Raw genomic sequence first — 13,748 nt, forward strand, 5'->3', positions numbered from 1 at the left:
GGCGTCTCGCGCTTCAAGAAAGCGCCATTGGACTACGGGGCAGCGCCATGGAGCCTGGCAAGTCAGCAGACCGGTAGGCCGCAACAACATCCGATCGTTGTTGCGGCGCTCTGTCCGGTCATGTCCCCTTTTCCCCAGGGAAAGGCAGATCGCCGCCAAATGCCAACCATTTGAGCGGATGCCTTACCGTGTCTTACAAAAAAACCACGACGTGGAACCTCTCCTTGCCGTCGGCGCTCCTGCTGATGGCGCCTTTCGATATTCTGGCCTCGCTGGCCATGGACATCTACCTTCCGGTCGTCCCGGCCATGCCTGGTATCCGCGACACCACCGCCTCGACAATCCAACTGACGCTGAGCCTCTATATGGTGATGCTCGGCGCCGGCCAGGTCCTGTTCGGCCCCCTGTCGGACCGCATCGGCCGCAGGCCCGTGCTGATCGGCGGTGCGGTTCTCTTCCTCGTAACCTCCCTTGCGCTCGCCGCCGCCTCGTCGGCAGCCGCCTTCGTCGTCATGCGCCTGCTGCAGGCGGCGGGCGCGTCGGCCGCGCTCGTCGCGACATTCGCGACGGTTCGTGACGTCTATGCCGAGCGTCCGGAAGGGGCCGTCATCTACGGTCTCTTCGGCTCGATGCTGGCTTTCGTGCCGGCGCTCGGTCCGATCGCGGGCGCGCTGATCGCCGAGCATCTCGGCTGGCGCGCCATCTTCGCCACGCTCGGCCTGCTCGCGGCCGCCGCGCTGGCGCACGCCCTGCCGAGGTGGAAGGAGACGCGATCCGCCGCCGGGCCCGTTGTTGCGCCGACGTTCGGAACGATCCTGCGCAGCCCCGACTTCTGGACCTACACGCTGGGATTCAGCGCCGCCATGGGCGCCTTCTTCGTGTTCTTCTCGACCGCTCCGCGCGTGCTGATCGGGCGGGCGGGTTTTTCCGAGGTCGGATTCAGCGTGGTCTTCGCTACCGCCGCATTGGTCATGATCCTCACCACGCGCTTCACCAAGCGGTTCGTGTCGCGCTGGGGGATTGCCGGTTGCGTTGCGCGGGGAATGGCGATGCTGCTGGTCGGCGCCGCCCTGCTCGCGGCGGGACAGTTGCTGTGGCAGCCGTCCTTCTCAACCTTCGTGCTGCCGATGTGGCTGATCGCGGTCGGCATCGTCTTCACCTCGTCGGTCGCCGCCAACGGTGCATTGCACGCGTTCGGCGATGCCGCGGGCACGGCGGTGGCTCTCTATTTCTGTGTCGAGAGCCTCATCGTCGGCGCCGTGGGCACAGTGTTCGTTGTTGCCCTCGGCGGCGATACGGCCTGGCCGCTGGCCGGTTATTGTGCCTTCATGGCGCTGGTCACACTCGCAGCCCTCGGCATCCCACGGAGACGAACCGGAGCGAAGTGACGGCTTCAGCGCCCGACGAGATCGAGCAGGCGGTTCCACTGCATGCCGAGATCTAGGATCGGCGCCCGGAAGCGGTGGAGTGGGAAAGGACGGATCGGGGTCGCCGGGATCTCCGTCCTTTCCGGCGAGTCCGCGAGCCTGGCCGCAAGCCAGGCGCCAAGCCGGTGCGACAGCGACACCCCGACCGTTGTAACCCGCCAGGACGTGCCGACAATAGCACTTCCAAGCCATCCACCGCCGCCAACCACACCGATCCTCATTGGACTGCTCATGTGTGGCTCCTTCTCGTTCCATCACGACTGTCGGTTCTTGATTTGACGCATGTCTTTGTCCCGAAACCGGCGCCCACTTTGAGGAGACATGCTTTAGAGTGCCAGAGCCGCCTTGCGCCCGTCATGGATTGCGAACGCAGCCTGGCGAGGGGCCGTGCAATCGCCGATCGCCGTAAAGGCTATGCCGTGTTGCTCCAGGTCCCGCGAAAGACTGTCCTCCGCGATGTTGGTGGCAGCGTAGACCAGGGCATCGGCCTCAACCTTCTGCGCGCGCTCGTCAAGCAGCGAAACAATCGTTGCCTGTTTGCCATCCCAGTGAACGATCGCGCCTTCGGTCAGGAAACGGACACCGAGGCGGGCGAGGGCGCGGCGCAACGGCAGATCCACCGCCATCCGCTGGAGCTCCTTGCCGACGAGCGCATCCGGCGTGACAATCGTCACCTCATGGCCGTCTTCGGCAAGCTTCCAGGCTGTTCCACTTCCCTTCCAGTTGCCGCCGTCGTCGAGCAGGAGAACGCGTTTTCCCGGTCTTGCCTCGCGCCCCATCACAGCCTCGGCCGAGAGAACCGGCCCTCCGCCTGGAATGTCGTCGAACTGTGGCAGTGCCCGCTGGAAGGCGCCGCTGGGCGGCAAGGACCCGGTCGCGACGATCACATGATCGGCGCCTTCGCGCTCGACATCTTCCGCTTCGACATACTGCCCGTAACGGACGTCCACCTGGAGTTGGCCGAGTTGCCGCTGGTACCAGTCGATGAGGTCGAGGATCTGTGCGCGGCGTGGCTGCAGGCCGGCCAGTCGGAATTGGCCGCCGAGGCGATCCGAGGCTTCGGCAAGCGTCACACGGTGCCCGCGTTCGGCTGCCACCCGTGCCGCCTCCAGCCCGGCCGGCCCGCCGCCGACGACGAACACCCGCTTTGGCCGGTCGGCCGGGGTGAAACGATCACCACCCCACTCCCACTCGCGCCCGGCGGAAGGATTGACGACGCAACTGATCCAGTAATCCCGCGAGCGGCGGCCCCAGCACATCTGGTTGCAGGACAGGCAGCCGCGGATGTCCTGCGTGCGTCCGGCGGCAGCCTTGGCGGCGAGATGCGGATCGGCGATCTGCCCGCGCACGATCGACACCAGATCGGCGCGGCCTTCGCTGAGCACGCTCTCGGCATTCGCCGGCGTGCGGATATGGCTTTCCGCCGTGACCAAGGCGTGGCGCACCGTGGACTTGAGCACCGCCGCGAGATCGGCGCCAAGCTTCTCCGGGTACACGAAGGTCGGCATGATCTTGTAGAAGTCGAAATAGCTGCCCGATCCGCAAGTCACGTAGTCCATCAGCGTATCGCGGTCGTGCAGGTCGACGATTTCGGCCAGCGCCTCGCGTTTCAGAGCCACCTCGACTTCCGGTTCGTCATTGACCGCGAGACCGATGATGAAGTCGTCGCCGCACTCTTTCCGGATGCGGGTCATGACCTCCCGGCTCATGCGGGTGCGGTTTTGCAGGCTGCCGCCCCAGCGATCGTCGCGCCGGTTCGACCAGGGCGTCCAGAACTGGTCCAGCATCGAATGATAGGCTGCCCAAACCTCGACCCCGTCGAAGCCAGCCTCCCGGCAGCGGCGCGCCGCTTGGACAAAACCGTCGATCGTCTCCTCGATCTCGGCCTCGGTCATGCGATGCGAGCCATCGGAATCGTGATAGCTCGGCAAGCCGGAGGGCGACCAGCCGGCATGGAAGGAGTTGTCCGCATCGGCGTGCTGCCCGACATGGTAGAGCTGCTGGATCGCGATCGCGCCGTTGTCGCGGATCGCCTCCGTCACCTTGCGGAAATGCGGAATGACGCCGTCATCGGAAGGACGGAAGTTACCGCGGGTGAGCACGGCGGCCCGGTGCACCGGCATCGGTTCCACCACGATCATCGCCGCGCCGCCGATCGCACGTTCGGCGTAGTAGCAGACATGCCGTTCGGTCGGCAGTCCTTCGACCGCCATGTTCACCGTGTGCGCGCCAAAGACGATCCTGTTGCGGAGCATCTTGCCACGCAGGGCGACCGGCGCGAACAATCGCTTGAAGACGTGCTCCGACATCGACCTTCCCTCCAAACAACCACGCCATCCGACGGCAGCGGTCGCTTCCTGGTACTTGCGTCCGAAATCGCCCACAGGCTCGCACAGCGAGCGCCAGAAGGCGAGTATTGCGCTGTAGTGAATATATCGGCCTAATGGCTGGGTCGGATGCCGCGGATTGTGAAGAGCAACTGGCCACTCACCGTGAGCGTCGGGAGCCCGACCGATAGATGATGGTTCGCCGGTATTACAGCCTCCCTTCGCTGAAAGCGCTCGCGGCATTCGAAGCATCGGCGCGCCATCTCAGTCTGACCAAGGCGGCCGAAGAGCTTAACGTCACGCCCGGCGCCATTTCCAAGCAGGTTCGCATGCTCGAGGACGAGCTCGGCAATCCGCTCTTCCTGCGCCGACACCGGGCGCTTGAGCTGACACGTGAAGGAGAGACGATGTCAGCGGCCCTACGCGAGGGGTTCGAGCGAATTTCGTCCACGTTCCGGCAATTGAAGACTTCCGGCGGCCAGTCGAGCGTTACCATTGGATGTACCATGGCGATGGCTCATCTCTGGCTGATGCCGCGCATGGGCGCCTTCTGGGCCAACCACCAGGACATCGTCGTCGACCATGTCATTTCGGATCATTCTCGCGGCCTTGATCGTCCCGACATCGATCTTCGGCTTCGCTACGGCAGCGGCGAATGGCCGGACGAACTGTCGGCGAAACTGTATGACGATCGCATCTTCCCGGTGGCCAGTCCGGATTTCGCCCGTGAACATTCCGTTGAGACGCTCGATGATTTGGCGCAGCTCCAACTGCTTTCCGTCGAAGGCATAGACTGGGACTGGACCACTTGGGCCGACTTCTTCCGCGAAGCCGGCTGTGCGGACCGACGGCTCAACGTGCGGCGCTTCAACAGCCACGTGATCGCCCTGCAGGCCGCGCGCACCGGGCAGGGAGTGGTGCTCGGCTGGGCGAGCCTCGTCACGCCGTTGATCGAAGCCGGCGATCTGGTGCAACTCAGCGACGCCGAAATCGCGGCCCCGCAATCCTACTTCGTGACATGGAGCGCGCGCCGCCCGCTAAGCCGCCCTGCGACCATCTTGCGGGACTGGCTGCTTTCGCTCGACGATTGAGCTGAACTCAAGCGACCATGGTTCCTTATTCGCTTGAACATCAGGGTTGCGAAGCGTTCTCTTTGCCGGAAGGGAGCGCCAGGCATGAGTATCGTGGACAAGATTCAGACGTTGGAACCCGCAACCCACCGCCGCGGCGGGGGGCGGATCGGGCGGAAGGCTCTGCGCAGCGCGGCGTTGCCCTCGCTGCCGACATTGGTTCGCAAGATCCCGGTCTATGAGATTGTCCCCGACGAAGCGGTGGAACTCATCCATCAGGCGTCCCTCGGTATCCTCGAAGAGGTGGGATGCGAATTCCGCGACGACGAGGCGATCGCCATGTGGAAGCAGGCCGGCGCGGACGTGTCCGGCACGCGTGTGCGGCTCGACCGCCACCTGCTCATGGAGCTGGTGTCGAAGGTGCCGTCCGAATTCACCCTCAACGCACGCAATCCGCAACGTTCGGTGAAAGTCGGTGGAAAGAACACGATCTTCGTGCCGATGTACGGCGCCCCCTATGTGCGCGACCTCGACAACGTCAGGCGTTACGGCACGCTCGAGGATCTTCAGAACTTCCATAAGCTCGCCTACATGGCACCGGCGCTCCACTCTTCGAGCTCGATCATCTGCGAGCCGATGGAGGTCCCCGTTCCCAAGCGCCATCTTCACATCATTCATTCGGCGCTGAAGCACTCCGACAAGCCTTTCATGGGGATCGTGACGTCCCGGGATCGCGCCGAGGACACCATGGCGATGGCCGGCATCGTCTTCGGCGAGGAATTCGTTCGCGACAATCCGGTGCTGGTGGCGATCACAAACTGCAATTCTCCGCTGGTCTGGGACGCGACCATGCTGGACGCCATGAAGGTCTATGCACGGCACAATCAGCCGCTGATCCTCGCGCCTTTCGCCCTGTGCGGGGCATCGACGTCAGCGTCCTCAGTGGGCGCGGTGGCGCAGGTCAATGCCGAGGCGCTTGCCGGCGTCGCCTTCACCCAGCTCCTGCGCCCGGGGTCGCCGCAGATCTATGGGCAGTTCATGGTCACTGTCGACATGAAGACCGGTGCCCCCATGGGTGGCACGCCGGAGGCAGCGCAGATGATGTATCTGATGGGCGCGCTCGCCAGGAAGTACCGGCTACCCTGGCGAACCTCGGGGTTTCACGTCGGATCCAAGCTCAACGACGCCCAGGCCGGTTATGAGGCGAACATGCTCATGCACGCCGCGATCCTGTCCGGGGCCAATTACATCTGGCATGCCGCAGGGTGGCTCGAAGCCGGGCTGACCTGCGGCTACTCGAAATTCGCCACCGACTGCGAACAACTCGTCGGCTGGCACAAATATGCGGGAGGCGTTCCGTTCGACGACTTCGAGGACGCGATGGCGGCGATCCGCGAGGTGGGTCCGGCCGGCCATTTCCTCGGCACGCAACATACGCTCGAGCACTTCGAGTCAGCCTTCTTCATGCCGACGCTGATGGACTTCAACTCCTTCGAGCAGTGGAGCTCGGAAAGGGCGAAGGATCATGACACGCGTGGACGGGAGAAAGCGCGCAACATGCTCAAGGACTACGAGGAGCCGAAGCTCGACGACGGCATCGCCGAGGCTCTGCGGGACTTTGTCGCCCGGCGCGAGAAGGCCCTGCCGGATACCGTGAACTGAGCCACCGTCGACCCAGTGATGATGATAATCGCACAAGGCAGAACGTCCATCAGGTTGCAGCCCCGGTTCCTGCCGATCCGAGGGAGACCATGAACGCGCCACTCACCAAGGACCCGCTTCTCCAGCCTTACCGGCTAAAGCACCTGACCCTGAAGAACCGGCTCATGTCGACAAGTCACGAGCCGGCCTATTCGGAGGATGGTCTGCCGAAGGAGCGTTATCGGCTCTACCACGCCGAGAAAGCCAAGGGCGGCATTGCGCTGACCATGACTGCCGGCTCGGCAATCGTTTCGCGTGACAGCCCGGCGGCCTTTGGCAATCTGCATGCATATCGCGATGACATTGTGCCATGGCTTCGAGACCTCGCCGACCAGTGCCACGAGTATGACTGCAAGGTGATGATCCAGATCACCCATCTCGGGCGTCGTACCGGCTGGAACAAGGCGGACTGGCTGCCGGTGCTCGCCCCTTCGCCGGTGCGTGAGCCGGCGCATCGCGCCTTTCCGAAGACGATGGAGGAATGGGACATCGACCGCATCGTCGCCGACTATGCGAGTGCGGCCCAACGCATGCAGGCAGCCGGTCTCGATGGCATAGAGTTCGAGTCCTACGGTCACCTGATGGATGGGTTCTGGTCGCCGCTGACCAACCAGCGTGACGACGAGTTCGGGGGCACGCTCGACAACCGGCTGCGCTTTACCTGGAGGGTCATCGACGCCGTGCGCGCGGCCGTGGGTGCGGATTTCATCGTCGGGATCCGCATGGTGGCCGACGAGGACATCGAAAACGGATTGACCAAGGCCGAAGGCATCGAGATCGCCCGGCGATTGGCTTCGTCGGGCAAGTTCGACTTCCTCAACATCATCCGCGGCACGATCGAAACAGACGCTTCGCTGACCAAGGTGATACCGATCACCGGCATGCGCTCGTCTCCTTCGCTCGACTTTGCCGGAGAAGTGCGGGAAGCAACCAGGTTCCCGGTGTTCCACGCCGCGCGTATCGCCGACGTTGCGACAGCGCGCCATGCGATCGCCACCGGCAAGCTTGACATGGTGGGGATGACGCGTCCGCACATCGCCGACCCTTACATCGCGCGGAAGGTGATGGCTGGCGACGAGCACCGCATCCGCCCCTGCGTCGGCGCCACCTACTGTCTTGATCGCATCTATGAAGGCGGAGAGGCACTCTGCATCCACAATGCCGCGACCGGCCGCGAGGCGACGATCCCGCACGTGATTGCGCGCTCTGACGGGGCGCTCAAGAAGGTGGTGATCGTCGGCGCCGGTCCGGCAGGCCTGGAAGCCGCCCGTGTGGCAGCCGAGCGCGGTCATTCCGTCACCGTACTCGAAGCCTCCGGCCAAGCGGGCGGCCAGATCAGGCTGGCCGTGCAGAACCCCCGCCGCAAGGAACTGATCGGCATCGTCGACTGGCGCCTGGCGGAACTGGAGCGTCTCGGCGTGGACATCCGCTACGACGTCTGGGCGGAAGCTGCCGACGTGAATGCGCTCGATCCCGATGTCGTGATCGTCGCGACGGGCGGGCTGCCGCAGAATCCGCCACTCGAACACGGTGACGACCTTGTCGTCTCCAGCTGGGACATCCTGTCCGGCAGTGTGAAGCCGGCCGAGAATGTGCTGCTCTACGACGACAATGGCGGTCATCCGGGGATGAGCGCAGCGGAGGTGATCGCCAACGCGGGATCGATCCTGGAACTTGTCTCGCCCGAGCGTTTCTTCGCTCCGGAAATGGGCGGCATGAACCATGTCCCCTACATGCAAGCCTTCCACGAGAAGGGTGTCCGGATCACGATCAATACGCGCGTCAGATCTATCCGCCGCGAGGGCAATAAGCTCGTCGCCACGCTGGGCTCCGATTTCGCCAAGGAATGGAGCGCGGAGCGACGCGTCGACCAGATCGTGATGGAGCACGGGACGATGCCGCTCGAAGACCTGTACTTCGCGCTGAAGCCGGCATCCAGGAACCTTGGCGCGGTCGATTACGACGCGCTCGTCAATGGCGGCGATGCTTTCCCCGCCCGCCAACCCGCCGCGGCCTATACGCTGTTCCGCATTGGCGATGCAGTTGCCTCCCGCAACATCCACGCCGCCATCTATGACGGCATTCGGTATGCTTTGAGGCTGTGAAGGGGGCAGGCTGAACCATGGGAATTCGGCAGGGATAACGCAAACAAGGAGGAGAGCATGCGTTTCTTCAGGAGCAATGGCGACTGCGTCCCTCAGGCAATCGAGAAACTGACTTCAGAAGCCCGAGGTGGCCGCATGGATAGACGCGAGTTTCTTGCGCTCGCGAGCGCGATGGGGGCGTCGACTGCATTGGCGTACAGCATGGCAGGTCTGGTCGCACCGTCTCGGGCTGTCGCGCAGGAAGGCACGAAGGGCGGAACGTTGCGCGTTGCAATGGTAGTCAAGGAACAGAAGGACCCCCGTACCTATGACTGGGTGGAGATGGCCAACATCTCCCGGACCTGGCTCGAACCTCTCGTTCGCTACACCCGAGAGTTCACCTTCGAGCCGGTGCTTCTGGACAGTTGGGAGGTCAATGACGATGCCACAGGGTACGTGCTTCACGTTCGCAAGGGCGTGACCTGGAACAATGGCGACGAGTTCAACGCCGACGATGTCATCTATAACTTCAATCGCTGGTGCGACAAGAGCGCCGCGGGCAACTCAATGGCGGCGCGGGTCAACACTCTGATCGATCCAGCCTCTGGCAAGGCGCGCGAGGGGGCGATCACCAAAGTCGACGATCATACGATCAGGCTTTCGCTCACGGCGTCCGACATTTCGATCATTCCTAACTTGACGGACTATCCCGCCTTGGTCGTGCACCGGAACTTCGATGCGGACGGCGCCAACCCCATAGTGAAACCGATCGGTACAGGGGCCTTCGAACTCGTATCCTACGACGTCGGTCAGAAGGCGATCGTAAAGCGCCGCGAGAACGGTAAATGGTGGGGTGGAGAAGCTCTGCTCGATGGGGTCGAGTTCATCGATTACGGTACCGACCCGAACACAATGGCGAACGCCTTCGAGTCCGGCGAGGTCGACCTGAACAACGAAACAGGCGCGGAGTACGTCGACATTCTGGACGGGCTCGGCCTCAAGAAGACGGAAATCCAGACCGCTACAACGCTGGTCGCACGCACCAACGTCACGCAGAAGCCTTACGATGACAAGCGCGTCCGCAATGCGTTGCAAATGGCAGTCGACAACAACGTCGTGCTTCAACTCGGCTATGCCGGGCGGGGCACGGTGGCCGAAAACCACCATGTCAGCCCGATCCATCCCGAATACGCCGAACTCCCCAAGAAGTCGCGCGATGCGGAAGGCGCCAGGAAGCTCCTGGCTGAGGCCGGACAGGCCGATTTCGAGCACGAATTGATCACCGTGGACGACGACTGGAACAAGAGCACCGGCGACGCTATCGCCGCCCAGCTGCGCGACGCCGGCATCAAGGTAAAGCGCACGGTTCTGCCCGGCTCGACCTTTTGGAACGACTGGACGAAATATCCGTACTCCTTGACCGTCTGGTATATGCGCCCGCTCGGGGTGCAGGTATTGGCGCTGGCCTATCGCTCGGGCGAGGCCTGGAACGAGACGGGCTACTCGAACCCGGACTTCGACAAGAAGCTGCAGGAAGCGCTGTCGATCAGCGATCCGGACAGGCGCCGCGAAGTGATGAAGGACGTCGAGACCATTATCCAGGACTCCGGCATTATCATCCAGCCGTATTGGCAGAAGCTATACAACCACATGAATGAGAAGGTGAAGAACTACTCGATCCATCCGACTTTCCAGATGGATCTTGAAAAGGTTTGGCTGGAACAGGCTTGATTTAGTCTTTGGGAGCTCGACCAGCGAGTCGGCGCCATCGCGGATTGTGCCGGCTCCTATTCGTTCGTCGACTGCAAGGAGGGAAGAAAATGTCCGACGAGATCATCCTGTCCGAGCTGTCCGACGACGAGCTCGTCCAGCAGATGCATGACGACCTCTATGACGGCCTGAAGGAAGAGATCGAGGAAGGCACGCAGATCCTGCTCGATCGCGGCTGGTTGCCCTACAAGGTGCTGACCGAGGCCCTGGTCGAAGGCATGCGCATCGTCGGCGAGGACTTTCGTGACGGCATCCTGTTCGTCCCCGAAGTGCTCCTGTCGGCCAACGCCATGAAGGCGGGCATGGCCATCCTGCGTCCGCTGCTTGCCGCCACCGGCGCACCCAAGCAGGGCAAGCTGGTGATCGGCACCGTGAAGGGCGACATCCACGACATCGGCAAGAACCTCGTCGGCATGATGATGGAAGGGGCCGGCTTCGACGTCATCGACCTCGGCATCAACAACCCGGTCGAGAACTACCTGAACGCCATCGAGGAGCACCAGCCCGACATCATCGGCATGTCGGCGCTGCTGACCACGACCATGCCATACATGAAGGTGGTGATCGACACGATGAAGGAAAAGGGCATTCGCGACGACTACATCGTGCTGGTGGGCGGCGCGCCGCTCAACGAGGAGTTCGGCAGGGCCGTCGGCGCCGACGCCTATTGCCGCGACGCCGCAGTTGCGGTGGAAACAGCCAAGGACTTCGTCAATCGCAAGCACAACTTGCGACAATAGCGGCTTCTTGGGTCGTCAGTTGCTCGACGTCTCAGACCACGCTTGCATCGCACAGGCATCGCGTTCCGCCGAGATGCCGCAGCGAGGCCCAAGACTGATATTCAGCTGATCAATGGCGATGACTGCACCAAGTGCAAAGTTCCACCTTATGAAGCCGTTGCAATCGTATCTGCTTCTGGTGTCGCGGAATCGGCGACCGTGTCGTGGAATGGGGTCGCTTTTCAAACCGCCTGCGGAGTTGATTCAACCCGCGATATCGATGATGCCGCAGTCGCCGGTCGTCGTGCCGAATACCAGGCGGCGGCCTTCGTCGTCCCACATCATCGAGGTGACGGCGCCCTTGCCCGGCCGGCGGAGCAGCACTTCCTTGGCGTCGGCGAAACGCGCTGCAAGCACCATGCCGTCCTCATAGCCGATCGCCACGATGTCCTCTGCGGGATGGCAGGCGACCGATGTGACCATGGTGTTGCCGCGGGTGCCGAGTTCGAGCGGCGCCTTGCCCATCGGGCCGTCCTTGCCCTGGAAGGGCCAGACGACTGCCGCCGGCGCGCCCGAACTCGCCAGCCATTTGCCCTTGGCGCTCCAGGAGAGGCTTTTGACCTTGGCCGGATAGCCGGACATGCGCATATGCTTGCCGTCGGCGAGCTTCCAGCCGTGGAGCGCGTTCTCCTGCATGGTGGTGACGACGAAACTGCCGTCGGGCGAGAAGGTGATGCCGGTGTGGGCGCCGGCCCATTCGAGCTCGGCCGGCTTGCCTTCGCTGGCCGGGAAATGCAGCGTGGCGCCATTGTAGCGGGCGACGCCGAAACGCATGCCTTTCGGCGAGAAAGCGAGGCCCTCGACCGAGCGCGGATGCGCGAACTCCCTGGTCTTGCCGTCGGCGAAACGCACGGTTGCATTGCGGCCGCTGGCGAAGGCGAGCGCGCCTTGCGGGCCGGCGGCGATGCTTGTCACCCATTTGCGGCCCAGTTCGGCGAGCACGGCCACGGAGCCGTCAAGCGAGAGTGCGCAGACCTTGCCGTCCTCGCCGCCGCTGACCAGGCGCTTGCCGGGGGCATCGGCGACGGCGCAGAGCAGGCCATCATGAATGGTGGCCGATTTGCTGCCGTGGTCGAGCCAATGGACCGTACCGTCGGCCATCGCGAAGAACGGCACGCCGCCGATGAAGGCAGCCGTGACGCAATGGCCATCGAGATCGAGCGGGGCAACGGTGGGCATCAGTGAGCGCAGTCCATTCCGATGAGCGAAGCTTGGTCGGACGGGGTCTGGACGAGCATGCGGCCTGATGTCAACCGAAAGCTCAAGCCTGGCAGGCTTCGAAGCTCTTCCGCAGCCTTTCCTCGTCCAGCTTGCGGCCGATGAAGACCAGCCGGCTCTCGTGCTTTTCGCCATCCTTCCAGGCGCGCTGATGGTCGCCCTCGACGATCATGTGAACGCCCTGGATCACGTAGCGATCCGGATCGTCCTTGATCGCGATGATACCTTTGAGGCGCAGGATGTTCGGGCCTTCGAGCTGCGTGACCTTCTCGATCCAGGGGAAGAACTTCTTGGGATCCATCTCGCCGCCGCGCAACGAGACCGACTGGACCGTCACGTCGTGGATAGGCGAAGCGTGATGGTGATGATGGTCGTGATCATGATGGTGGTGGTGATGGTCATGATCCTGGTGATCATGATCGTGGTCATGATCGTGGGCGTCGAGGAAATGCGGGTCGTTCTCAAGCGCACGGCTCAAGTCGAAGGCGCCGCGGTCGAGCACCTCTTCGAGCTTCACGCCGGCACGCTCCGTGCGATGGATCCTCGCGCCCGGATTGATGGCACGCACCGCCGCCTCGACATCGCCCAGTTCCTGCGGGGTGACGAGGTCGGTCTTGTTGAGCACGACGACATCGGCAAAGGCGATCTGGTCCTCGGCCTCGTGCGTGTCCTTTAGGCGCAGCGGCAGGTGCTTGGCGTCGACCAGCGCCACGACCGCGTCGAGCTTGGTCTTGGAGCGGACGTCGTCGTCCATGAAGAAGGTCTGGGCCACGGGAACGGGGTCGGCAAGGCCGGTGGTCTCCACCAGTATCGCATCGAAACGGCCGGGGCGGCGCATCAGCCCCTCGACGGTGCGGATCAGGTCGCCTCGCACCGTGCAGCATACGCAGCCATTGTTCATCTCGTAGATTTCCTCGTCGGATTCCACGATCAGGTCGTTGTCGATGCCGATCTCGCCGAACTCGTTGACGATGACGGCATAACGCTTGCCGTGGTTTTCGGAGAGGATGCGGTTGAGCAGGGTCGTCTTCCCCGCACCCAGATAGCCGGTCAGCACGGTTACGGGGATCTGCGTCTGAGCTTCGCTCATGGTTGCACTCTCGGATTGGATGGCGGTGTGGCCACCCATATAGGATGGGGCTGCCGGATTTGCACGTGGGAATCCCAAGGGGCTTGGGGCCAACTGACTCAGTCGTCTGCCCGGCGCGTTTGCGGCGTGATCGAAATTGGCGGCGCACATCGTCCGGGCGATCCGGCGCCGCGATAGGGTTCCGTCGGCGGTGGCCACGACGCTGCTACGCCGTGGCTGTCGCCGAGCGGGAGGCGGAACTGCTGCTGGCATGCGCCGCAGCGCCCGTCCGGTAGCCGACCA

Annotated in this window: 10 protein-coding genes; 6 read left to right on the top strand and 4 right to left on the bottom strand. The window is 63.3% G+C overall.

Annotated elements, in window-relative coordinates:
- The first annotated feature begins 188 nt into the window (after positions 1–188).
- Positions 189–1,388, top strand: a complete 1,200-nt coding sequence (gene cml / locus JN302_RS13350) for a CmlA/FloR family chloramphenicol efflux MFS transporter (RefSeq protein ID WP_274609265.1) — start codon at positions 189–191, stop codon at positions 1,386–1,388.
- A 5-nt stretch (positions 1,389–1,393) separates the two neighbouring features.
- Here cml and JN302_RS13355 read toward each other — a convergent pair whose 3' ends face one another.
- Complete coding sequence (locus JN302_RS13355; protein ID WP_202333201.1) at positions 1,394–1,660, bottom strand: hypothetical protein; 267 nt, start codon at positions 1,658–1,660, stop codon at positions 1,394–1,396.
- Between the two features lie 93 nt (positions 1,661–1,753).
- Entirely contained in the window at positions 1,754–3,736 is a 1,983-nt protein-coding gene (locus JN302_RS13360) for an oxidoreductase (protein ID WP_202333202.1), read from the bottom strand.
- Between the two features lie 209 nt (positions 3,737–3,945).
- On the opposite strand from JN302_RS13360, the gene JN302_RS13365 reads away from it, so the two are divergent.
- The 5 genes from JN302_RS13365 (at position 3,946) to JN302_RS13385 (ending at position 11,119) form a co-directional block, all read left to right on the top strand.
- Positions 3,946–4,845, top strand: a complete 900-nt coding sequence (locus JN302_RS13365; protein WP_202333203.1) for a LysR substrate-binding domain-containing protein — start codon at positions 3,946–3,948, stop codon at positions 4,843–4,845.
- Positions 4,846–4,929: 84 nt separating this feature from the next.
- Complete coding sequence (locus JN302_RS13370) at positions 4,930–6,486, top strand: trimethylamine methyltransferase family protein (protein WP_202333204.1); 1,557 nt, start codon at positions 4,930–4,932, stop codon at positions 6,484–6,486.
- Positions 6,487–6,575: 89 nt separating this feature from the next.
- Positions 6,576–8,630: an NADH:flavin oxidoreductase gene (locus JN302_RS13375; protein WP_202333205.1), complete on the top strand. Its 2,055-nt coding sequence runs from the start codon at positions 6,576–6,578 to the stop codon at positions 8,628–8,630.
- Positions 8,631–8,687: 57 nt separating this feature from the next.
- Positions 8,688–10,340 (top strand): ABC transporter substrate-binding protein, encoded by a 1,653-nt coding sequence (locus JN302_RS13380; RefSeq protein ID WP_202333206.1) that lies wholly within the window; start codon positions 8,688–8,690, stop codon positions 10,338–10,340.
- An 89-nt stretch (positions 10,341–10,429) separates the two neighbouring features.
- Positions 10,430–11,119, top strand: a complete 690-nt coding sequence (locus JN302_RS13385; protein ID WP_202333207.1) for a corrinoid protein — start codon at positions 10,430–10,432, stop codon at positions 11,117–11,119.
- Positions 11,120–11,362: 243 nt separating this feature from the next.
- Here the strand turns inward: JN302_RS13385 and JN302_RS13390 are convergent, their stop codons facing one another.
- Both JN302_RS13390 and JN302_RS13395 read right to left on the bottom strand, forming a co-directional pair.
- A complete protein-coding gene (locus JN302_RS13390) occupies positions 11,363–12,337 on the bottom strand; it encodes a WD40 repeat domain-containing protein (RefSeq protein WP_202333208.1) in 975 nt (324 codons plus the stop codon).
- Positions 12,338–12,419: 82 nt separating this feature from the next.
- Positions 12,420–13,466 carry a CobW family GTP-binding protein gene (locus tag JN302_RS13395; protein WP_202333209.1) on the bottom strand — a complete coding sequence of 349 codons (1,047 nt, stop codon included), beginning with the start codon at positions 13,464–13,466 and terminating at the stop codon, positions 12,420–12,422.
- Between the last annotated feature and the right edge of the window lie 282 nt (positions 13,467–13,748).

This window comes from Mesorhizobium sp. L-8-3 (genome assembly GCF_016756615.1).
Classification (GTDB): domain Bacteria; phylum Pseudomonadota; class Alphaproteobacteria; order Rhizobiales; family Rhizobiaceae.